Here is a 20,975-nt window from a genome sequence, read left to right on the forward strand (position 1 = left end):
GGTCTGAATGGCGTGAGACGTAAAAGTTACGACAGCGCACCGGAGTCGTCGGCCTACAGGGTTGTTATTTTTTGTGAAGCTTGACGAACGGTGGTTTATGCACGTGGGCTGGTAGAATCTGGCGTCTGATCTGTACGCCAAGCGGTTGTCCCGGCTCGGTGTAGGCGGGTTGGTTGGGAACGTATCCCAGGGCAATACCCTGTTGCAAAACAGGAGAGAGACTGCCGCTGGTTACCTGGCCGATAGGGGTTTCGGTAGCATCAACGATGGGGTAACCTGCGCGGGGAATCCCCCGTGCCTCCAGAACAAGCCCGATCAAGCGCCGTGCTGGTCCGGCTTCCTTAATGCGCAGCAATGCTTCGCGGCCAATAAAATGTCCCTTATCGAATTTAACGACCCAGCTTAATCCGGCCTCCAGCGGATTGGTGGATTCATCCAGTTCGTTCCCATAAAGGCAGTAGCCGGCTTCCAGCCGGAGCGTGTCGCGGGCGCCCAGGCCGGCTGGCTTCAGGCCATGCGCCTGGCCTACTTCGAGCAGGGCATCCCAGACGTTAGCGGCTTCGTCGGCGTAGCAGTAGATTTCCAGGCCTGGCTCACCGGTGTAGCCTGTGTGTGAGAGGACGGCCCAGCGACATCCCAGAAAGGTGCCGGGTTCCATGACCCGAAAATGGTAGTAGCGGGGGTTGTCCGGGGACAGATCGGGCACAAAGTGCCGGGCAATCGTAAAGGCGGCCGGTCCCTGCAGTGCCAACAGGGCGATTTCGTCTGAGCGATTTTCTAGCTGGGCTCCCATGGAGTTGTGCTCCTGCATCCAGGCAAAGTCTTTTTCAATGTTGGCTGCGTTAACGACCAGCAGGTACGTCTCCGCGTCGAAGCGGTAGACCAGCAGATCGTCCACAACGCCGCCCTCAGGTGTGCACATGACAGTGTAAAGCGCCCGGCCGTCGTAGAGCCGGCTGGCATCGTTTGTGATAAGCTGTTGCACGAATTCAAAGGCGCGGGGGCCTCGGACGAAAATCTCTCCCATGTGGGACACGTCAAACAGGCCGGCTGCCTGGCGGACGGCCAGGTGTTCGTCAATGATACTGGTGTACTGCACCGGCATTTCGAAGCCGCCAAAGCGCATCATGCGAGCACCCAGGGCCATATGCCGGTCGTAGAGAGGCGTGCGTTTTTGCATGGTTTCAGCCATAATTGCATCGATGGTTGGTTTTTTGACGGCTTATCTTTCATTGTCAGGACGGAAGGCTTCAATGCCAGCTTGCCGGAGCACCTGGCAGGCCTGATCGGCATCGGCTTCGGTGGCAAAGCCCAGGCGGAATGTACCGCCCATGCCTTCGCGGATTTTTAGCAGTTCGATATCCTGAATATTGAGTCCGGCTTCATAGAGGGCGCGCGTGATTCGGTAGAGTGCGCCGGGGCGATCCTCGATGCGGACAAACAGATCAGCCAGGGGATGTAGAAAGCCTTTGGTATCACGAGGGATGCGGGCGCGCGTCTGACGGGCCTGTTCAAAGGCCTGTTGGAGTGCCTGCTCATCTTCTTCGATGAGGCGGTTGCGCAGGCGCTGCAGGTTGGCAGCAAAATGGCCGAGCGTGTCGAGTAGGGGGCCTTCGTTGGCAAAGAGCACGTCGCGCCACAGGTCAAAGGGAGAGGAAGCGATGCGGGTCATGTCCCGAAAGCCGCCGGCTGCCAGTTGCAGGAACGTGTCGTCGCCCTTGCTCCGTTCTGCGGCGGTGTTGACAAGCAGGACGGCCAGCAGTTGAGGAAGGTGGCTAACGGTAGCTGCAATGGCGTCATGGCGCTCGGCGTCGAGCAGGAGCACGCGAGCGCCCAGGAGACGGATCAACTCCAGCAGGTCGCCGTGCGCTTGCTGCAGGGTTTCAGCCGAGAGGGTGGGTGGGGGGCACAGCACGTAGGTAGCATTCTCGAACAGAAACGGATCGGCATGAGCCAGACCGCGTCGTTCCGAGCCTGCCATTGGATGGCCCCCGATGAACGTGACGGTGTCTGGCAACGTAGCCCGGGCATGCGCCATAATAGGACGCTTGACGCCGCAGACGTCGGTTACGCGGGTGCCTGGCTTAAGGTGGGGCCCAATTTCTTCCAGCAAATACAGAATGCCACGTACGGGTGCTGCTAGTACGACCAGGTCAGCTTCTGCGACTGCGTCGGCTATGTCTTCTGCGGTCGCATCCACCACGCCAAGATCGCGCGCCTGGGCCAACACCTCGCGTCGGTCAAAAGCAGTCAGATGCAGCTCAGGGCGCGCTCGCTTCCAGGCCATTGCCAGGGACCCGCCGATCAGACCCAGGCCGCAGATGGTGATCCGCTCGATCATTGCTCAGAAGAACATCAGTTTCATGCAAAAGACAGAACCGCCAGACTTTAAAAATTCACTGGTTTCCAGTTCAATAGGTTCGAAACCTGCTGCGCGGAGCCGCGCAATAGTTTCGGTGCAACCTCGCTGGATCAATACATGACGGCCATCCGGGCAGTGGGCGTTGCAGGCCAAGAGTTCACGAGCTTCGCGCTCAGGCACTTCGATTAGATGGGGGATCAGGCGATGCAGCAGGGCGCGGCCTTCGTCGTCGAAAGCGGCCGGCACGTAGAGTGCGGTGCCTGCGTCCAGCAGGCTCAGACAAGTGTCCAGGTGGTAAAAGTCTGGATCGGTTAGATGGAGCGTAATCACGCGGACGCCCAGCGTTTGCGCCAGCCATTCGTAGACGGCCGGATCGGTTCGAAAGCCGTATCCTCCCCAGAGGAGGGCGTGGCCGGGGTGCCAGAGCGCATCTCCCATGCCCTCAAAGCTCCCTGGCACGTCCTCTGGAATAGAGCGTAGCGTATAGCCCTGGGCTTCAAAGAAGCGGGCAAGGTAAGGTACCTCAGCGCGGCGCTGGGGGGCGTGCATCCGGCTCAGCACGACGCCGCGCTGGCCGTTTTCTTGCAGAAAGGGAAGGGTCTGGTTGGCGCAAAACACCATGTCAGGTAAGCCAGGCGCCCCTTCCAGCACGTGCACGTCAAAGCCAAGCTTCTGGTAGGTGTCGCGCAAGGCTTCCCATTGCTGACGGGCGAGGGTGCGGTCTATTTGCCCGACGTGTCCTTCCATGTGCGGGTTGATCACATAGACCACGTCGAAGTGATCAGGGGTTACCATGAGCACGCGCCGGGGCAGGGGCATGGGCGGTGTCGTTTCAATTGTGAAGTCGAGCTGGTCGGCTTTCAGATAGCGCATGACACTTTGCCTTTCTGATGGTTGGCGAAGTAGCTGGGCTAAAAGTTACAGCCTGAATCCAGCCTGCAGATAATTCAGGGAAGACTGTTTGCGGCATCCGCCAGCGTACACGTATCCCCTGGAAGGGCTTCCGTACGAAAAGCCCGACCTCTGGAATCGGGCTTTCCTGAAACGCTTCAGGAAAGTTATGGCTTGTCGGTTAGCGCTGCCAGGCCCGGCAACGTTTTGCCTTCCAGGAATTCTAACATGGCACCGCCACCTGTCGAGACATGGCTGACGCGGTCTGCGTAGCCAGCCTGCGTGATGGCGGCCACCGAGTCGCCGCCGCCTACCACGGTCAGGGCGCCTCGGTCGGTAGCCTCCGCCAGCGCCTCAGCGATAGCAAAGGTGCCCTGGGCAAAGTTGGACATTTCAAAGACCCCCATGGGGCCATTCCAGACTACTGTGCGCGCCTGTAGGATTTCTTCGCGGTAGCGCGCGATCGTCTTGGGACCAATGTCTAAGCCCATGAGGCCTTCGGGAATGTCTCTTTCGACAACCTGCCTGGGGGCGTCGTTGGAAAATTCAGGGGCCACCACGTGATCGACGGGGAGCATCATTTTACCGGCTGCTGTTTCGTAGAGCGTTCGGGCCTCTTCCAGGCGATCTTCCTCTACGCGCGAGGCGCCTACCCCGTGGCCCAGAGCTTTGAGGAAGGTATAACTCATGGCGCCTCCAATGAGCAGCCGATCAACACGGGGTAGCAGGTTTTTAATCACCCCGATCTTATCAGAGACCTTGGCACCCCCCAGAATTGCCACGAAGGGGTGCTCAGGATGGTCCAGCAGGCGACTCAGATATTCCACTTCGCGCTTCATCAGATAGCCCATAGCCGCCTGCCTGACATAGTGCGCAACGCCCTCGGTGGAAGCGTGAGCGCGATGGGCCGACCCAAAGGCATCGTTGATGTATACATCGGCCAGTTCGGCCAATTGACGGGCCAGTTCCGGATCGTTTTTCGTCTCACCGGGATGGAAGCGTGTGTTTTCGAGCAGAAGTACGCCGCCCTCTGGCATGCTGTGAATGGCCTGGCGAACGGCCTCTCCCACAATATTGCTCACGAAGCGGACGCGCACGCCCAGCAGCTCTTCGAGGCGGCGGGCTACCGGCGCCAGGCTGTATTTAGGGTCGGGTTTGCCCTTGGGGCGACCCAGGTGGCTCATCAAGATCGCCTTGCCGCCTGCCTGCAGGATAGCTCGAATGGTAGGCAGGGTTTCCCGAATGCGCGTGTCGTCGGCAACGACCAGGTTGCCCTGTTCGTTTTCTTTGAGCGGCACGTTGAAATCGACGCGTACCAGCACGCGTTTGCCTTTCAGGTCGAGGTCGTCAATGGTCAGCTTGCGAAGCGTTGGCATGGCAGGCATAGGGTTTGATCGGCAAATGCATGAAAAAGGGAGAACGGCAGGTAGGCCTGCCCGTTCTCCCTGCGTCTGTCTGTGCGCAACGCGTTCATCCGGCGGGCTCGGCGACTGCCATGAGCTTGCCCACAAGGTCTACGGTCCGGCAGGCATACCCCCATTCGTTATCGTACCAGCCTACCACCTTGACCATTGTCCCGTTCACCATGGTTGAGAGGCTATCGAAGATGCAGGAATGGGGGTTGTGAATGATGTCCGACGAGACGATCGGATCTTCGACGTACTGCAGAATGCCCTTGAGTTCATTTTCGGCTGCTTTGCGGAAGGCTTCGTTGACCTCCTCCACGGTGACTTCTCGCGCCAGCTCGGCTGTAAAGTCCGTGATAGAACCGTCCGGTACGGGCACGCGCAGGGCGAATCCATCCAGCTTGCCCTGCAGGTGAGGGAGCACCAGACCAACGGCTTTGGCGGCCCCGGTTGTGGTCGGGATGATGGACAACGCAGCGGCACGGGCACGCCGCAGGTCGCTGTGCGGCGCATCCTGAAGCCGTTGGTCGGCGGTGTAGGCGTGCACGGTTACCATGAAGCCGCGCCGCACGCCGAAGGCGTCGTCCAGCACCTTGACCATGGGAGCCAGGCAGTTCGTCGTGCAGCTTGCGTTCGAGACCACCTGCTCTTTTCCGGTCAGGATGTGATCATTGACACCAATAACAATCGTCGCATCCACTTCACCCTTCGCGGGCGCAGAAATGATCACCTTTTTGGCGCCAGCTTCCAGATGCTGCGCAGCCTTTTCGCGGGAGCGGAAAATTCCGGTCGATTCGATGACCACGTCGCAGTCCAGCTCGCCCCAGGGTAGATTTTTGGGATCACGCTCGCTGAAGACGCGAAAGCGTTCGCCGTTGACGACCAGTTCATCGCCTTCTACGCGCACTTCGCCTGGAAACGGGCCGTGCACCGAGTCATATTTGAACAGATGAGCCAGGGTAGCTGCGTCGGTAATGTCGTTGACACCGACTACGTCGATCTGGTCGGTCAAATTACGCTCCAGGATCGAACGCAGGACGAGCCGGCCGATGCGCCCAAAACCGTTAATGCCCAGTTTGATCGCCATGGTTCGCTCTCCGTTTTTTACAGGTTCGGAGGATGCCTCCTCTAAGAATACGCGAAAGGTGGCCTTCTAGCGAGAAGGCCCTACGGAATTTAACGAAAATCTGAGCAAAACACGTGTTATCTGATAGGGAAACGTTCTGGCAGGCCAGCGTTGAACCAACGTCCGTTGTTTCTATAGGGAAAGGCGACTATTTTACCACCTTCATTCTACAATCAAGCATAAGGAGTCGAAATGGCCGTTGCTTCGCGAACGGATGCGTCAAAGCGCAAAGCGCTGCGGGAAGATACGGTTGTCACGCTTTATGCCCGCTGGCTGGATTTTTACTACCGTCGTCGCAGGGAAATCTATGTGGGGGGGGCAGTCATTGTGGTGATCATTTTGGGCTTGATTGGCTATTCTTATTACCAGCAACAGCAAGAGCAGCAGGCGCAGCAACTGCTGGGCGAGGTGCTTCCGCTTTACGAGCAGGGGAAGTATCGGGAGGCGCTGGACGGGGCAGACGGCCGTTCCGGATTGCTGGAGCTGGCCCGCGCCTATGGCCATACAAATGCCGGTAATCTAGCTCGTTTCTACGCAGCCGATGCGCTGTATCGGCTGGGCGAATATGAGCAGGCGCTGGAACTATGGGCGGCTTTTGACAGCGATGATCCCATGCTAGCGGCCGCTGCGCTGGCCGGGCAGGCGGCGGTCTATGAAAACAAAGGAGAACATGAACGCGCTGCCGAGCTGTATCGACGAGCGGCGGATCGCTACGACAACCCGGTCCTGACGCCGCACTACTTGCTGCGTGCAGGACGCAACTACGAAATCGTTGGCAATCTGGAGGCTGCCCGGCGCATGTACGAGACGCTGCGGGAGCGCTATCCAGAGGCCCTGCAGGCCACGGAGGCCGAAATCGCGCTGGCGCGCATTGCAGCGCGTGCTTCGCAGGCATCCTGAGCCGACCGATCCTTATCCATGGCGGCAACTATTCTGGTCGTCGACGACGAGCGCAGCATCCGGCGCACGCTTCGTGAAATTCTGGAATATGAAGGATATACCGTCGATGAGGCGGTTGATGGAGACGAAGCGCTGGAAAAGCTGCGTGCGGGACGTTATGACCTGGTGCTGCTCGACATTAAAATGCCGCGGCGTGATGGCATGGAAGTGCTGCGCACGTTGGCGGCCGAGCAGCCGGAGGTACCGGTGGTTATGATCTCCGGTCACGGTACGATTGAAACGGCCGTGGAGGCCACGCGCCTGGGCGCCTTTGACTTTATTGAGAAACCACCGGACCTGAATCGGCTGTTGCTGACGGTCCGCAACGCGCTGGAGCGCGGTCAACTCCAGACTGAAAACCGACGGATCCGCCAGGTACTGAGCGAGCGGTGGGAAGGAGAGCTAACGCCCATCCTGGGTGAAAGTCCGGCCATTCGACAGGTGCTGGAGACAATTCAGCGGGTGGCTCCCACAGAGGCCCGGGTGCTCATCACCGGAGAGCCCGGCACCGGTAAAGAACTGGTGGCCCGCTGGATCCATCACCTCTCTCGGCGTAAGGATGGCCCCATGGTGGAAGTAAACTGTGCGGCTATCCCCAGCGAATTAATTGAAAGTGAACTGTTCGGGCACGAGAAGGGGGCGTTTACCGGGGCTACGCGGCTGCGCATTGGTAAGTTCGAGCAAGCGCATGGCGGCACGCTGTTCCTGGACGAAATCGGCGACATGAGCCTGGCCGCCCAGGCAAAAGTGTTGCGGGCCCTTCAAGAAAACCGGATTCAACGCGTAGGCGGGGAGCGTTCCATTCCCGTGGATGTACGGGTGGTGGCTGCTACGAACAAAGACCTCTGGAAGCTGGTGGAAGAAGGGAAGTTCCGCGAAGATCTCTACCATCGGCTCAGTGTTATTCTGATTCAGGTCCCCCCGCTTCGAGAGCGACGCAGCGACATTCCCATCATTGCCCAGTATGCGCTGGAGCGTCTGGCCCGGCGAAACGGTATGCCTCCCAAAGCGTTCGAGCCGGCAGCTCTGGAACAGCTCAAGCGATATGAATGGCGCGGGAACGTGCGGGAGCTATACAATGTCGTCGAACGACTGCTCATCTTAAGTGATGGCCCGACCATTACGGCGCGCGATGTGCAGCGCTATGTGCATCCGGCCGAGGTGTCTGGGTCGGGCTCGCTTCAGGAATTAATCGAGCGCTATCCGACATTTGCGGCGTTTCGGGATGCGGCTGAAAAGCTCTTCCTGGAGCACAAGCTTCAAGAATTCGGCTGGAACATCAGTAAGACGGCCGAAGCCATTGGCATTCAACGTTCGCATCTGTACAACAAGCTGGCCAAGTACGGCATCCGCCGGGAAGCCTGAGGACGCGCATGCCCCTGCTGGAAGTCATCGACCTGTGGAAAAGCTATCCAACCGGCTCAGGTGGGCGGTTGCAGGTATTGCAAGGACTGCACCTGACGGTTGAAGCAGGGGAGGTGGTGGCTATCGTAGGTGAAAGCGGCACGGGTAAGAGCACGCTATTGCATCTGCTGGGCGCGCTGGATCGACCAGATCGGGGGGAGGTGCGCTACGATGGCCGAAATATCTTTACGTTGGATGACGAAGCGCTGGCTGATTTCCGCAACCGGACCATTGGATTCGTCTTTCAATTTCACCACTTGCTTCCAGAATTTACAGCTCTGGAGAATGTGGCCATGCCTGCCCTTATCCAGGGCCAGACGCTCCGCGAAGCGCGTCCGCGCGCGTTGGCCTTGCTGAAACTGCTGGGCCTGGCTGATCGGGCAGAGCATCGACCTTCGATGCTCTCGGGCGGTGAGCAGCAGCGCGTGGCCGTGGCGCGGGCGCTCATGAACCGACCAGCCGTTGTGCTGGCCGATGAACCTACCGGCAATCTGGACGTGCGCACAGCCGAAACGCTCCATCACGAGATCCTGCGCCTGAGCCGCGAAGTGGGGCAAACCTTTGTTATTGCTACGCACAATTTGACATTGGCCGCCCAGGCCGATCGAGTGCTCCGACTCGAGCAGGGACGCCTCGTGCCTGAGTCCATTCCTTCCTGAACGTCTTTGTCTGCCTGGCGTAAAAGCGGACCGGAAGATCAACCGCTGCAATGGCTCCTGCGTTATGACCGAACCCGTAGTGCTGGATCCGGTAATTGGCTATATCGACATTCCGATCGATCCGTCGCTCGACCTGATCGCAGAAATTAACCGTCTCCGAAAGGAGAAAAACGCGATCATTCTGGCGCATTATTATCAGGAGCCAATTATTCAGGACCTGGCCGACTATATCGGCGACTCGCTGGGGCTGTCCCGCAAAGCTGCCGAAACCGATGCCGACCTGATCGTCTTTGCCGGCGTTCACTTCATGGCCGAAACGGCCAAGATTCTCAATCCGGATAAGAAAGTGGTCATTCCCGACTTGAATGCCGGTTGCTCGCTGGCCGATAGCTGTCCGGCCGACGCTTTCGCAGCATTCAAGGCGCAGTATCCAGACCACCTGGTTATTTCCTACATCAACTGCTCGGCTGCTGTTAAGGCGCTCAGCGACATTATCTGCACCTCGTCCAATGCGGAGCACATTGTCCGCCAGATTCCTCCGGAGCAGCCCATTCTGTTCGCGCCGGATCGCAACCTGGGACGCTACCTGATCCGCAAAACCGGACGCGACATGGTGCTCTGGGATGGAATCTGCATTGTGCACGAAACCTTCAGTGAAAAGAAGATCTTGCAGCTCAAGGCCCGCTACCCGGATGCGCTGGTGCTGGCCCATCCAGAATGCGAAGAGGCCGTGCTGCAGCATGCGGACTTTATCGGCTCAACCTCGGCCATTCGTCGTTTTGCCCGGGAAAGTCCGCATACCACGTTTATTGTGGCCACAGAGGAGGGGATTCTGCACCAGATGCGCAAAGATTGTCCGGAAAAAACGTTTATTCCGGCACCGCCGGATAACGGTTGCAACTGTAGCCAGTGCCCCCACATGCGACTGCACACGCTGGAGAAACTGTATCTGGCGCTGCGCTACGAGCAACCTGAAATTACCATGGACGAAGAGCTCCGGCAGCGGGCGCTGCGACCCATCCTGCGCATGCTGGAAATGAGCCGCGACATTCGATAGCTACAGCGTCCATCGGAAACCTGTCATCGGTTCAAAGCGGCGTTGCACCAGATACCGGCGCGTGCCGTCAGCGGCAGGACGCAGGCGCTCAAACGTATAGCGTGCATGCACCAGCAGCCACAGCGCGCGGCCAAGCCGATAGCGCACCTCAAACAGCAGCCAGCTCTGGTCGCTCATTTTCTGAAACAACGAAAAAAAGTCGTCGAGTCCCGTGCGACTGATACCCGTCTGAAATTGCAGCTCGCGGGTGCGCAAAAAAAGCCGTAGGTGAAAGGTGCTGAGGCGCTGCGTGCCGTAGTGGCGCCGGAAGTAGTACCAGAATTCAAAGCGACGGGGGAAAAGCAGATGGATTTCCGTGAAAAATGCATTGCCGCCCCGGGCTTCGTTAAGAGCAACGCCCGCGTAGCGTGTGGCCTCCGGGTAAGCATCGGCATCCAGAATCCGCGTCTGCAGGTTATGGACAGGATAAAAAGGCCCCACAAAACCAGGTAGAAAGGCTTCGCCATCGTAATCAAGGCCCAGGCGGAGCTGGAATGCCATCAGATCGATAAAGTTGGGACTCTGGAAGGAGACGCCCAGGCGCAGACCACTTCCATAGTGACGATAGTGGGCCAGGCTAACAAAGGGCATCAGGGCAAACGTGCGGGCGCGCAGTGTATTAAAGCTCAGATCCACATTGAAGGCTTCCAGGCGGGCATGGCGGCGAAAAGCAGGATCGCGCACGTAGCTAAAGCCCAGCGTGAAGGACTGGGTGCGCACGTCACGTGCCCAGAAGAAAGGGCGCAGACCGATGCGTCCGCCAGCCACCTGAGCGGACAGCAGGTCGGCCACAAACCATTCCAGATCGATGATGGAGTCAGACCATCCCAGTTCCAGCCCGATCGTGCGGTCATCCCAGGCGGTCGTCGTGTTGAAAAAATCCACCACGTGCCCGGTGCCCAGTCGCGTGCGCGTCAGGGGGCCCACCCGCAGGTGGACGGGGCGGTGACGGGGGGGATTGTAGCGTAGAAAGTCAATGAGGCGCAGGGCGTCGTAAGGGCTATCGAAATCGGCTCGGTAGGTGCCGTACAGTCCGGTTCGTAGCGTGGCGTCGAGCCGCCCCGTCAGCGAACGGGTAACGAAGGTAAAAATCCAGCGTGTGCCCAGCCGCCAGTGGGCACCAATGAGGGAAGCCCCTCCCCAGCTTTCCACCTGGTGTTCTCGGCGCCACCAGACGCGTTGCACCTGTTCGGCCGGATCGTCGGCCGACCCAAAACGGAACGGCTGCCAGAGCGTCTGGGCCGGCGTTACGTCGGTACGTAGCAGAAGCAGCCAGACAGTGACGATTGCGCAGCGACGGGGCACCATAGAAAGCCTACAGGTCTACCAGACGCAAAAATACAACATCCTCACAAGGAATCCCTGTTCAACCTGTTCGAAATGGAAACTCGCTCCCCCGCCCGTTCATTACGTTTCTGCCGGGCGGGGAAAGACAGTCCAGACCATTATGCTAATCGAACGGTTACCACTTTTCCCACTGGAAGTCGTCTTATATCCTGGCGAGCAGCTTCCTTTGCACATTTTTGAGCCCCGCTACCGCATGTTAATGGCGCGTTGCCTGGAAGAAAATCGGCAGTTCGGCATTGTGTTGGCCGAAGCTGGAAAGCTGGCGCAGGTGGGATCGCTGGCTCGTATTACCCAGGTGCTGGCGCGCTATGCCGATGGTCGCATGGATATTCTGGTAACCGGCGAAGAACGGTTTCGGATCGTTCAGCTCTACTCGGATCAGCCTTATCTGACAGCCGATGTTGAGCAGATCGTCGAACCCTGGCAGACACCAGAGCGCGCCCTGCGCGAGCGCCTGATCACGCAGCACATGCGTCTGTTAGAGCTGGTGGGGCGCACCGTGCGCCCTTCGATCTATCAGAATGTGCGGTATCTGTCCTACAGAATTGCTCCAAATGCCGGGCTGACGGTGCAACAGCAGCAGGAAGTGCTGGAGCTACTGACAGAAAACGAACGCGTGGCGTATCTTGTGGCGCATCTGGAACGGTTGCTGCCGCAGGTCGAGCAGATGGAGGCCGTGCGGCGGCGCGTGCAGTCTAATGGCCATTTTCCGGAAGATCGTTCATCGAAGCCCTCGAAGTAACGGAGTTACTATCATGCCACGCATTGGATCGTACACGCTCTACACGGTGGAAACAGGACGTTTTCGGCTGGACGGTGGCGCTATGTTCGGAATTGTGCCCAAGCCACTGTGGGAACGCTATGCCCCCGCCGACGAACGTAATCGCATTCTGCTAAACATGCGTTGCCTGCTGCTCGAAGGCAACAATCGCCTGATTCTGATTGACAATGGCATTGGTGATAAACTTGATGAAAAATTTCGCGACATCTACGCCGTTGATCACGACTATGCCGAACTGCATCGTTCGTTGCAGCGCCTGGGCTTTTCAGCAGCAGATATAACCGACGTGATCCTGACGCATTTGCACTTTGACCACTGCGGCGGCAGCACGCGACGCGTAGGAGATCGGCTGGAGGTAACCTTTCCCAACGCTACCTTCTACGTGCAACGACGTCACTGGGAATGGGCCCGCCATCCTAATTTACGCGAACGGGCATCGTTTTTGCCCGAAAATCTAGAGCCGCTGGAGGCTTCCGGACAGCTCCGGCTGTTAGAGGGACCGGGTGAAGTGCTTCCGGGCATAACCGTGGAAGTGGTGAACGGACATACCGAGGCGCAGCAAATTGTGCGCATTGATGGGCCTGAGGGAACGCTCGTCTTTGTCGCCGATCTGATTCCAACGCATGTGCATCTGCGACCCGTCTGGAACATGGGCTACGACATCCGGCCCCTGGTAACGCTTGAGGAAAAACTGGCTTTTTTAGAACGCGCGGAAGCGAACGGGTGGCATCTGTTTTTTGAGCATGATCCGGAAGTGGTGGTGGTCAGCCTCCATCGAACAGAACGCGAAATTGCTGCTGTGCATCCGCGTCCCTTAGCAGAACTCTTCTGAGCCATGGCGTCCTCCCGAGCTTCTGGTGTGGTACTGCTGGTTGCCCAGCCCTCTGCATCCGCTTCGGTCGCTAAGGTGCTGGCCGATGCCGGTTGGGACGTGCTGCGGTGTACCCCTGAAGAGCTACCTCAGCACATAGCGCAAGAGCAGGTGCGCGGAGTGATTGTGCAGGTAGGCCCAGAGGCTGAAGCGGACTGTCTTCAGGTGCTGTTGACAGCGCAGTCAGCAGCGGCACGGCCTGTGCTGCTGTTGACCGAATCTTCTGTCCTGCGGATGGTTGCGGCAATGGCGCAGGCAGGATGGCTGGCCGCAGCCGCGCCGGATCAGACCGAGGAGCTGCAGGCCTGGGTTCAGCGACTGGCTGCGGCCGGTGGCGCGTCAGCGTCGGTGCCGCTGCGCCACGTGCGCCGGGAGCTTTCTCGACTTAATCATGATCTGAAAAATCCGCTGGCCATTATTTCAGGCAATGCCCAGTTCCTGCATGAATTGATTCGGATGCGGGGTGGCGATACAGAGCTGGAGGGACCGGTACGCGACATTGAGGAGGCCTGCCAGCAGATTCAAGGATTGTTGCAGCGACTGGTAGCATTGCGCGATACGCTGCCAGACTGAATCCAGATCAGAAAAAAACGCGCGTCGCCAGGCAGCAGTTGTCCTTCGATGCGGTCTCCTCCGCGTGCCCGCAGCATAACAGGTAAGCCGAGCTGCTTCCCTTTGCTACAGCTTCTCTCAAAGAGCGCAGGAATCCGTGCCAATCGCTGGCGCCCACAGCGTCTTGGCGCGTGCAATGGCATTGCGGGCGAGCGTCAGGTGGGGCTTGGGACGTTTTTCACAAACTGTAATCGGTTTCACCGTGGAACCCCCTATGGGAGGGTCCGTAGAACGGCCCCAACAAGGATGTTCTTACCAGCTCATCCAGAAGGGTGGAGGGACCAGGCCCTGTGAAGCCCTGGCAACCGCCCCGTTGATCGTCGGGAGACGATGCGGGGAAAGGTGCCAATTCCTGCCTCGCACGACCGCGAGGGGAGATGAGCTGTTCAAGGCGGGTTCATCCGTGCCGTGAACAGTGTAGCCTCTTCCGCGGGTCGGCGTGCGGGAGAGGTTTTTTAGTGGCCGTCCGGCACGCCAGCCTATGGCCATGGGCCTGTGGCCCGTCCAGCCTTCCGGGTGAGGTGGGGTTCGGCAGCAGTTTCACCAACCAGCAGTCCACAGGCCCATGAAGCAGCCGTCTACGCTTCGCTTTGAGACCCTGCAGGTCCACGGAGGGCACGAACCTGATCCTACCACTGGCGCGCGTGCTGTGCCCATCTATGCTTCGACGTCGTTTGTTTTCCGGGATGCCGATCATGCCGCGCGGCTCTTTGCCCTGCAGGAGTTTGGCAACATCTACTCCCGCATTATGAATCCCACCAACGAAGTGTTTGAGCGCAGGGTAGCTGCCTTGGAAGGGGGCGTGGCCGCGCTGGCAACCTCCAGTGGACAGGCAGCGCAGTTTCTGGCGCTGACGACGCTGGCTGAGGCAGGCGATAACATTGTTTCCACCAGCTACCTCTACGGAGGCACCTACAACCAGTTCAAGGTTTCTTTTCCACGCATCGGAATCCAGGTGCGGTTCGCCGACGGGGACGATCCGGAAGCCATTGAACGCCTGATCGACGAACGCACCAAAGCGCTTTACATGGAGACCATTGGCAATCCGCGTTTTAACATTCCAGACTTTGAACGACTGGCGGAGATTGCCCACCGTCACGGAGTCCCGCTGGTGGTCGACAATACGTTTGGCGCCTGCGGCTACCTGTGCCGACCCATTGAGTACGGCGCTGACATTGTGGTGCATTCGGCGACAAAGTGGATCGGAGGACATGGCAATACGATCGGGGGCGTCATTGTGGATGCGGGAACCTTCCCCTGGGATAACGGCCGCTTCCCGAGTTTCACCGAGCCTTCTCCCGGCTATCACGGGCTAAACTTCTGGGAAACGTTCGGACCGCAGGGGGTGCTGGGCGTCAACATGGCTTTCATTATTCGGGCCCGCGTCGAAGGGCTGCGAGACTTTGGCCCCTGCCAGCATCCCTTCGGAGCTTTTCTGCTACTGCAGGGACTGGAGACGCTTTCGCTGCGCGTGCAGCGCAGCTGCGACAATGCTCTGGAACTCGCCCGATGGCTGCGCGAACAGCCGCAGGTGGCCTGGGTGAGCTATCCGGGGTTGGAGGATCATCCCTATCACCAGCGGGCCAAAAAGTACCTGCGCAATGGCTTCGGTGCCGTACTGGCTTTTGGACTCAAAGGAGGCTACGAGGCTGGCCGGGCATTTGTCAGCAACGTCCAGTTGGCCAGTCTGCTGGCAAATGTGGGGGATGTCAGAACCCTCGTTATCCATCCAGCCTCTACCACACATCAGCAACTGGCGCCCGAAGAGCAACGGGCTGCGGGCGTGACGCCTGACATGGTGCGGGTATCGGTAGGCATCGAACATATCGACGATATCAAAGAAGACTTTGCGCAGGCCCTGGCGCGCATCTCGGAAACGACGGCAACCTGAAACCGCATCCCACAGGGAATTGCCCATGACGCAGACGTTTGTGTTACCCGAATTCACGCTGGAAAGTGGTGTGGTGCTGCGTCAGGTGCAGGTAGCCTACCGGACCTGGGGGCGCCTGAATGCGGAGGGTACGAACGCCCTGGTGGTATGCCATGCGCTGACCGGAAGCGCCGATGTAGATCAGTGGTGGGGGGATCTCCTGGGGCCTGGCCGTGCCTTTGATACGGATCGTTTCTTTGTGGTGTGTGCCAACGTGCTGGGCTCTCCCTATGGGACTACCTCGCCACTGACGATCAACCCGGATACCGGTCGGCCGTATGGGCCAGCGTTTCCGCAGGTAACGATCCGTGATACGGTAAACCTGCACCGAAAACTGCTGGAGCACCTGGGGGTGCGGCAGGTAGCGGTTGCCGTGGGAGGCTCCATGGGGGGCATGCAGGTGCTGGAGTGGGCCTTTCAGGATGATTTCGTGCGGGCAATTATTCCAATTGCTGTGGGCGGACGCCACTCGGCCTGGTGTATTGGTTGGAGCGAAGCCCAACGACAGGCCATCTATGCCGATCCCCGCTGGCAGGGGGGATGCTATGACCCCAACAATCCGCCCGCGCACGGACTGGCCATCGCCCGCATGATCGCCATGATTTCGTATCGCTCCTACCAATCCTTCGAGGCCCGTTTTGGACGCCGTCGCATGCTTCGAGGTGAACAGGAGCTTTTTGCCGTCGAAAGTTACCTGCACTACCAGGGCGAAAAGCTGGTGCGCCGGTTCGATGCAAACTGCTATGTGCGGCTGACGCAGCAAATGGATTCTCACGACGTGTCGCGGGGACGGGGACCCTATCCAGAAGTGCTGGCCGCCGTGCGCCAGCCTGCCCTGGTGGTCGGGATCGACTCGGACGTACTCTACCCGCTAACTGAGCAGGAAGAACTGGTGGCGCACCTGCCGAACGCATCGCTTTACGTGTTGCACTCGCCGCACGGACACGATGCGTTCCTGATCGAAACACAAACCCTTAACAAGGTCCTACGCGAATGGATTGCCCAGAACGTTTCCGTGCCGGCAACACCCAGTCCCTGGCCTTCCAACGAGACCGCCGCCTGAAGGTACTTAAATTTGGCGGAACGTCGGTTGGATCGGCTGCCCTGATTGCGAGGGTAGCTGATCTGATCACCCGGGCTACCGCTACGCATCAAATTGTGGTGGTAGTGTCGGCGGCGGCTGGCGTTACCAATGAGCTCGTAAACGCCTGGGACGCCTTGCAGCAAGGCGCCTTAGATGTCCCGGCATTGCTGGCGCGCATGCGTCAGCGCCATCGCACACTGGCCCACGTGCTGGGCCATCACGCGGCACTGCGGCGCGGTTACCTGGCTACCCTTGAAGAAACGCTGTCGCAGTTGGCGCGCGTGCTAAGGATGGCGCAGTCCCAAAATGCGAAGCCGGCCTGGCGGGACGAAGTGCTGGCTACGGGAGAGCGTTTGATGGCACCGTTGCTGGCTGCCACGCTGAAAGCGCGGGGCGTAGCCGCCTTTGCACAGGACGCAACCACGCTGATCTGCACCGACGCGCGGCACGGCGAAGCCAATGTGAACCTGGAGGCCACGCGCGAACGTGTGCAACAATGGTTTGCCCGGCTCGGAAAGCAGACGGTTCCGGTTGTTACCGGCTTTATTGGTGCTACCCCTGAGGGGCAAACAACGACACTGGGACGCGGTGGCAGCGACTATTCGGCTGCGCTGCTAGCTGCCATGCTCGGGGCTGAGGTGCTGGAGCGCTGGACCGATGTGGACGGTCTCTATACAGCAGACCCGCGCAAAAATCCGGAAGCCCGCCGGTACCAGACCCTGGTGCTTGAAGAAGCCTGGGCCTGGAACCATGCTGGTAAGCTTGGAATGCACCGCAAAGCGCTTGATCCACTGGTAGCCGCCGGTATTCCAGTGCACGTGCGCTCAACACTGGCGCCCGAGCAGCCAGGTACCTGGCTGCTTCCAGCCGATACGCCGCAGACTCTGGTCGGTTGAAAATCCTCTAATCACCCATAAACCCATAATGCATCTATGGATCAGCCCAAACTTCGCGTAGGCATTCTAGGTGCTACAGGCGCTGTTGGCCAGAAGTTTGTCGAATTGCTGGCCGATCATCCCTGGTTTGAAATCAGCGTACTGGCAGCCTCCGACCGTTCGGCTGGCAAGCCCTACCGAGAGGCAGCCCACTGGATTGGCACCCGCCCCATTCCTCCGCAGGTGGCCGACCAGGAAGTGGTGCCAATCTCAACGGAGCTGGACTGCGATTTTGTGTTTTCGGGGCTCAGTGCCAGTGTGGCCGGTGAGATTGAGCACCAGTTGGCGGAGGCTGGCTATCCGGTCATTTCAAACGCCCGTAATCACCGCATGCGGGAAGATGTACCGCTTCTGATTCCAGAAATCAATCCGGATCACACGGCCCTCATCGAACGCCAGCCCTGGCGTGCAAGGGGGGGGTTCATTGTGACCAATCCGAATTGCTCTACGGTCGGACTGGTGTGCGCGCTCTATCCATTGGTCAAAACGTTCGGGGTGACGCAGGTGCACGTTACCACCTTGCAGGCGCTATCCGGCGCTGGATATCCAGGCGTTCCGTCGCTGGACGCTACGGCTAACGTAATCCCCTTCATCGGGGGCGAAGAAGAAAAGATGGCGACCGAGCCCCGCAAGATTCTAGGAAAGCTGGTGGACGGCCGCGTCGAACCTGCTGCTATTCAGATCAGTGCGCAGTGCAACCGGGTGCCGGTTCTGGAAGGACATCTGGAATGCATCTCGGTCAAGCTGGCGCGTGCCGCCTCGGTTGAGGAAGTGCGCGCAGCGCTGCAGACGTTCCGGAGCCCGATTGCTGATTTACAGCTCCCAACAGCGCCGGATCCGTTGCTGCAGGTATTCGATGAGCCGCATTTTCCGCAACCGCGTCGCCACGCCGAGCTCGGCCGAGGCATGACCGTCTCTATTGGACGCATTCGGCCCTGCGAAGTATTTGACGTGAAGTTCGTGGCGCTGGTGCACAACACGATCCGCGGTGCTGCAGGGGGAGCTGTGCTCAACGCCGAGCTGCTGGTGCGTCAGGGATACCTGAAACCACGCCGCTCGCTTATCGTTGCCGAGGCCTGAACCGGGCCTCGTGCCGATGAATATGGAAAGTGTAGCCATACGGCCAGCACGATGGGAGGACGCCGATGCGCTGGAAGCGCTCTGGTGGCGGCTGCTGGAAGAACAGGCAACCCTGGATCCCACGTTTGCTCCTGCCGACGATGCGCGCCGTCGCTGGCGCAACGATTTTATGCTGTGGGTGCGCGACCGAATGTACCGCCTGCTGGTGGCAGACCGGTCTGGCAAGCTGATCGGCTTCATCTCGGCCCACCAGTGGAGCCCTCCGCCCATTTACCGCCAGGAGCTGGAGGTTTACATTGATGAGCTGTACGTACTGCCGGATTACCGGCGGCAGGGAATCGGCGCACAGCTCGTAGCCGCCGTCCGAGCCTGGGCACGAGAAGTGGGAGCGGTGCGGCTGCGCTTGGGGGTGCTGGCTGCTAATCATGGCGGGTTGGCCTTCTGGGAACGCCAGCATGCCCGACCTTTTTCCATCACGCTGACCATCCCTTTGAGGGATTTTCAAAACCCGAAATCGGAAACCTGAGCCCCCCTTTCGGCGATAAAAAGCATCGCCAGCGGGTTGACAGACGATACCAAGATGTTGTATCATACAGCCCGCTGGCAATGAGCGGAAGTAGCTCAGTTGGTAGAGCGTCTGCTTGCCATGCAGAAGGTCGCGGGTTCGAGTCCCGTCTTCCGCTCTACCCGCCTGCTTAAAAAGCAGGCGGGTTTTTTTGTTACAGGCGATGCATGCTCCCAGGGCTGCTCTTAAAAACAGTTGCTTTGATGGAGTATCCGCCTGGGGGAACGCTTCTGGGAAAGGGAACCGAGTGAGGAGGTTTGCAGTCGGCGTGCTGCTTCAGGAGTGCGGCATCTCTGCAGGAAGCAAGTATCAGGGGAGGAGCTTCTCTGAGAGGGGAGCGTCTCTCTGAAGCCAGCCAAAGAAGCTGTTGGCAGGGGAGTGTACCTTACGCTGGGGGCGACGAGAAGGCTCATGACCGGAAGGAGCAGGGGAGCCTGTCGCCTGAAGGAAGGCCAGAGACTCCAAGGCCTCGCGGGTCTCCCATTTTGGAGAAAAGGAACCCGCGAGGCCTTCGCAGATAGCCAGGCCTCCTACTCAAAGGTTCAGGAAGGAAGCCTAGAGATTTTCGGTGGCTGGAATGGGAAACTGGCGCCAGACGTCGTCGCCCGGCCGATCAAGAGGCAGTTCGTCCAGACGGTTGTAGCGGCGCAGGTCGATCCAGCGGTGACCTTCGCCATAGAGTTCATAACGGCGCTGGCGGAGCAGTTCGTCAAGGAGGGCTTCCTGAGTTACAGGGCCGGTGTAGTCGGGAAGTCCGGCTGTATTTCGGATGTGGTTCAGCAGCGTGACAGCACTGTTGAGGTTGCCCAGTTGAATGTGAGCTTCGGCCGCCAGCAGGATCAGCTCCGCGTTGCGGATGATAGGAATGGGAGCGCTGGCGCTGGGATACACATAGAAGCCATAGGTGGAGGTCAGCCCATCGAGCGAAGCAGGCTCATTCCGCTGAACGACTTTGCTCAGGCGCTGGTCGCCCGGTTCTGCATCGGCGGCGAAAGAAGGATGAGCCACCAGGGCATCACCTGCGGGCGCGTTGGGATCGAAAAAGAGCGGATTGACCAGGTCGCCTGAGGCCGTTGAGAAGCTGTGATAGACACCGGTGCGGAGATCACCGGAGGGGTTGTAAAAGGATTCGGCCAGAAGCGTCAGGACCTGGTCGAACTGCTCTCGGTAAGCTGCTACGCGAGCAGCCAGCGCCCGGTTAAACTGGCGAAACGTGGCGGGTGTGTTGAAGCCAGCAAAGCCGGAAGAGAGCGGAAAGGGAAAAGCATCGCCGCCGGCCGACAGGTCCTGAGCCGCTTCGTCCAGCAGACGAGCAATAAAGGCGAGAGCTTCGCTGCGGGAAACAATTGGTCCGGGTTCGGGTCCCGCGACGTCCACTCGGATGCCGTTATCGTAGGTGAGATTCAAATTCAGCAGGAGCTGGTAGGCGATAAATGTCTTGGCAAACCCGGCGGTAGCTTTTTTCTCAGCTTCGTTCAGATCGGCTGCCCGAGGAAGGGCCTCCAGCAGAATGTACGCGTTGCGCACGACCCGGTAGCGCGCGCCCCAGGGACGGGTGATGTAAAACGTGTTATTGTCAAGCACGGCGGTGCCTTTGCCCAGCAGGTCGCCCGTGAAGCGAGGGTCTGCGGAAGAGAACCGCCAGTACTCGCGGCCGATCATACCGACATCAATCAGATAGATGCCCAGCTCAAATCGGCTGGCCGACTCGATGCCGATGGCCAGGTTAGCCAGTTTGGCTCGGGTAGGATTTTGCAGGAGATCCTCCAGGCTGGGGCCATTGGGATCTGGCCGGTCCTCAATGCTCAACAGATCGCAGCTCCCGGTGAACAGGAGCAGCATCAGGATAAGGATATAGCGCATTGATTGTCTCATGGTTATCAGGCG

19 protein-coding genes, 1 tRNA gene and 1 riboswitch are annotated in these 20,975 nt (G+C 59.2%); of the genes, 13 read left to right on the top strand and 7 right to left on the bottom strand.

The window, feature by feature from the left end:
* Window positions 1-64 precede the first annotated feature (64 nt).
* The 5 genes from gcvT to gap all read right to left on the bottom strand — a co-directional run bounded on the left by gcvT (window position 65) and on the right by gap (window position 5,746).
* Window positions 65-1,192, bottom strand: a complete 1,128-nt coding sequence (gene gcvT, locus BUA15_RS11850) for a glycine cleavage system aminomethyltransferase GcvT (RefSeq protein ID WP_072716204.1) — start codon at window positions 1,190-1,192, stop codon at window positions 65-67.
* A gap of 30 nt (window positions 1,193-1,222) precedes the next feature.
* Window positions 1,223-2,341, bottom strand: coding sequence for a prephenate dehydrogenase (locus BUA15_RS11855; RefSeq protein WP_072716205.1), 1,119 nt, complete (start codon window positions 2,339-2,341; stop codon window positions 1,223-1,225).
* Between the two features lie 3 nt (window positions 2,342-2,344).
* Window positions 2,345-3,235 (bottom strand): dimethylarginine dimethylaminohydrolase family protein, encoded by an 891-nt coding sequence (locus tag BUA15_RS11860; RefSeq protein ID WP_072716206.1) that lies wholly within the window; start codon window positions 3,233-3,235, stop codon window positions 2,345-2,347.
* 185 nt (window positions 3,236-3,420) lie between these two features.
* Entirely contained in the window at window positions 3,421-4,629 is a 1,209-nt protein-coding gene (locus tag BUA15_RS11865; RefSeq protein ID WP_072716259.1) for a phosphoglycerate kinase, read from the bottom strand.
* A gap of 94 nt (window positions 4,630-4,723) precedes the next feature.
* On the bottom strand, window positions 4,724-5,746 hold the full coding sequence (gene gap, locus BUA15_RS11870) for a type I glyceraldehyde-3-phosphate dehydrogenase (protein WP_072716207.1): 1,023 nt from the start codon (window positions 5,744-5,746) through the stop codon (window positions 4,724-4,726).
* A gap of 231 nt (window positions 5,747-5,977) precedes the next feature.
* On the opposite strand from gap, the gene BUA15_RS11875 reads away from it, so the two are divergent.
* The 4 genes from BUA15_RS11875 (at window position 5,978) to nadA (ending at window position 9,844) form a co-directional block, all read left to right on the top strand.
* Entirely contained in the window at window positions 5,978-6,685 is a 708-nt protein-coding gene (locus BUA15_RS11875; RefSeq protein WP_072716208.1) for a tetratricopeptide repeat protein, read from the top strand.
* Window positions 6,686-6,703: 18 nt separating this feature from the next.
* Window positions 6,704-8,089 (top strand): sigma-54-dependent transcriptional regulator, encoded by a 1,386-nt coding sequence (locus BUA15_RS11880; protein ID WP_072716209.1) that lies wholly within the window; start codon window positions 6,704-6,706, stop codon window positions 8,087-8,089.
* 8 nt (window positions 8,090-8,097) lie between these two features.
* A complete protein-coding gene (locus BUA15_RS11885) occupies window positions 8,098-8,787 on the top strand; it encodes an ABC transporter ATP-binding protein (RefSeq protein ID WP_072716210.1) in 690 nt (229 codons plus the stop codon).
* A gap of 64 nt (window positions 8,788-8,851) precedes the next feature.
* Window positions 8,852-9,844: a quinolinate synthase NadA gene (gene nadA / locus BUA15_RS11890; RefSeq protein ID WP_072716211.1), complete on the top strand. Its 993-nt coding sequence runs from the start codon at window positions 8,852-8,854 to the stop codon at window positions 9,842-9,844.
* On the opposite strand, the gene BUA15_RS11895 is transcribed toward nadA, so the two are convergent.
* Entirely contained in the window at window positions 9,845-11,191 is a 1,347-nt protein-coding gene (locus BUA15_RS11895; RefSeq protein WP_072716212.1) for a hypothetical protein, read from the bottom strand.
* Between the two features lie 139 nt (window positions 11,192-11,330).
* Between BUA15_RS11895 and BUA15_RS11900 the strand changes: the two genes are divergently transcribed.
* The 9 genes from BUA15_RS11900 to BUA15_RS11940 all read left to right on the top strand — a co-directional run bounded on the left by BUA15_RS11900 (window position 11,331) and on the right by BUA15_RS11940 (window position 19,206).
* Window positions 11,331-11,972 (top strand): LON peptidase substrate-binding domain-containing protein, encoded by a 642-nt coding sequence (locus BUA15_RS11900; RefSeq protein ID WP_072716213.1) that lies wholly within the window; start codon window positions 11,331-11,333, stop codon window positions 11,970-11,972.
* 13 nt (window positions 11,973-11,985) lie between these two features.
* Complete coding sequence (locus BUA15_RS11905) at window positions 11,986-12,843, top strand: MBL fold metallo-hydrolase (RefSeq protein ID WP_072716214.1); 858 nt, start codon at window positions 11,986-11,988, stop codon at window positions 12,841-12,843.
* 3 nt (window positions 12,844-12,846) lie between these two features.
* Window positions 12,847-13,455: a histidine kinase dimerization/phospho-acceptor domain-containing protein gene (locus tag BUA15_RS13550; RefSeq protein WP_084660594.1), complete on the top strand. Its 609-nt coding sequence runs from the start codon at window positions 12,847-12,849 to the stop codon at window positions 13,453-13,455.
* A gap of 296 nt (window positions 13,456-13,751) precedes the next feature.
* A riboswitch (SAM riboswitch) is annotated at window positions 13,752-13,878 on the top strand.
* Window positions 13,879-14,059: 181 nt separating this feature from the next.
* Window positions 14,060-15,385, top strand: a complete 1,326-nt coding sequence (locus BUA15_RS11915; RefSeq protein ID WP_072716215.1) for an O-acetylhomoserine aminocarboxypropyltransferase/cysteine synthase family protein — start codon at window positions 14,060-14,062, stop codon at window positions 15,383-15,385.
* Between the two features lie 25 nt (window positions 15,386-15,410).
* Window positions 15,411-16,487 carry a homoserine O-acetyltransferase MetX gene (gene metX / locus BUA15_RS11920; RefSeq protein WP_072716216.1) on the top strand — a complete coding sequence of 359 codons (1,077 nt, stop codon included), beginning with the start codon at window positions 15,411-15,413 and terminating at the stop codon, window positions 16,485-16,487.
* Complete coding sequence (locus BUA15_RS11925; protein ID WP_072716217.1) at window positions 16,418-17,404, top strand: aspartate kinase; 987 nt, start codon at window positions 16,418-16,420, stop codon at window positions 17,402-17,404. The genes metX and BUA15_RS11925 overlap by 70 nt, the downstream gene beginning before the upstream one ends.
* Before the next feature lie 36 nt (window positions 17,405-17,440).
* Entirely contained in the window at window positions 17,441-18,523 is a 1,083-nt protein-coding gene (gene asd, locus BUA15_RS11930) for an aspartate-semialdehyde dehydrogenase (protein ID WP_072716218.1), read from the top strand.
* 16 nt (window positions 18,524-18,539) lie between these two features.
* Window positions 18,540-19,049, top strand: coding sequence for a GNAT family N-acetyltransferase (locus BUA15_RS11935; protein ID WP_245772034.1), 510 nt, complete (start codon window positions 18,540-18,542; stop codon window positions 19,047-19,049).
* 84 nt (window positions 19,050-19,133) lie between these two features.
* Window positions 19,134-19,206: transfer RNA gene (locus BUA15_RS11940), tRNA-Gly, on the top strand.
* A gap of 437 nt (window positions 19,207-19,643) precedes the next feature.
* Here BUA15_RS11940 and BUA15_RS11945 read toward each other — a convergent pair.
* Complete coding sequence (locus tag BUA15_RS11945; protein ID WP_072716219.1) at window positions 19,644-20,963, bottom strand: RagB/SusD family nutrient uptake outer membrane protein; 1,320 nt, start codon at window positions 20,961-20,963, stop codon at window positions 19,644-19,646.
* Between the last annotated feature and the right edge of the window lie 12 nt (window positions 20,964-20,975).

This window comes from Rhodothermus profundi, assembly GCF_900142415.1.
GTDB classification, from domain to species: domain Bacteria; phylum Bacteroidota; class Rhodothermia; order Rhodothermales; family Rhodothermaceae; genus Rhodothermus; species Rhodothermus profundi.

Bases quoted from the DNA above. Each gene is read 5' to 3' on its own strand.
- BUA15_RS11880 (WP_072716209.1), top strand. From the start codon at position 6,704: ATGGCGGCAACTATTCTGGTCGTCGACGACGAGCGCAGCATCCGGCGC.
- BUA15_RS11895 (WP_072716212.1), bottom strand. From the start codon at position 11,191: ATGGTGCCCCGTCGCTGCGCAATCGTCACTGTCTGGCTGCTTCTGCTA.
- nadA (WP_072716211.1), top strand. From the start codon at position 8,852: ATGACCGAACCCGTAGTGCTGGATCCGGTAATTGGCTATATCGACATT.
- BUA15_RS11945 (WP_072716219.1), bottom strand. From the start codon at position 20,963: ATGAGACAATCAATGCGCTATATCCTTATCCTGATGCTGCTCCTGTTC.
- BUA15_RS11900 (WP_072716213.1), top strand. From the start codon at position 11,331: ATGCTAATCGAACGGTTACCACTTTTCCCACTGGAAGTCGTCTTATAT.
- BUA15_RS11925 (WP_072716217.1), top strand. From the start codon at position 16,418: ATGGATTGCCCAGAACGTTTCCGTGCCGGCAACACCCAGTCCCTGGCC.
- BUA15_RS11915 (WP_072716215.1), top strand. From the start codon at position 14,060: ATGAAGCAGCCGTCTACGCTTCGCTTTGAGACCCTGCAGGTCCACGGA.
- BUA15_RS11885 (WP_072716210.1), top strand. From the start codon at position 8,098: ATGCCCCTGCTGGAAGTCATCGACCTGTGGAAAAGCTATCCAACCGGC.
- metX (WP_072716216.1), top strand. From the start codon at position 15,411: ATGACGCAGACGTTTGTGTTACCCGAATTCACGCTGGAAAGTGGTGTG.
- BUA15_RS11855 (WP_072716205.1), bottom strand. From the start codon at position 2,341: ATGATCGAGCGGATCACCATCTGCGGCCTGGGTCTGATCGGCGGGTCC.
- BUA15_RS11905 (WP_072716214.1), top strand. From the start codon at position 11,986: ATGCCACGCATTGGATCGTACACGCTCTACACGGTGGAAACAGGACGT.
- BUA15_RS11875 (WP_072716208.1), top strand. From the start codon at position 5,978: ATGGCCGTTGCTTCGCGAACGGATGCGTCAAAGCGCAAAGCGCTGCGG.
- asd (WP_072716218.1), top strand. From the start codon at position 17,441: ATGGATCAGCCCAAACTTCGCGTAGGCATTCTAGGTGCTACAGGCGCT.
- BUA15_RS11865 (WP_072716259.1), bottom strand. From the start codon at position 4,629: ATGCCAACGCTTCGCAAGCTGACCATTGACGACCTCGACCTGAAAGGC.
- BUA15_RS11935 (WP_245772034.1), top strand. From the start codon at position 18,540: ATGAATATGGAAAGTGTAGCCATACGGCCAGCACGATGGGAGGACGCC.
- gcvT (WP_072716204.1), bottom strand. From the start codon at position 1,192: ATGGCTGAAACCATGCAAAAACGCACGCCTCTCTACGACCGGCATATG.
- gap (WP_072716207.1), bottom strand. From the start codon at position 5,746: ATGGCGATCAAACTGGGCATTAACGGTTTTGGGCGCATCGGCCGGCTC.
- BUA15_RS11860 (WP_072716206.1), bottom strand. From the start codon at position 3,235: ATGCGCTATCTGAAAGCCGACCAGCTCGACTTCACAATTGAAACGACA.
- BUA15_RS13550 (WP_084660594.1), top strand. From the start codon at position 12,847: ATGGCGTCCTCCCGAGCTTCTGGTGTGGTACTGCTGGTTGCCCAGCCC.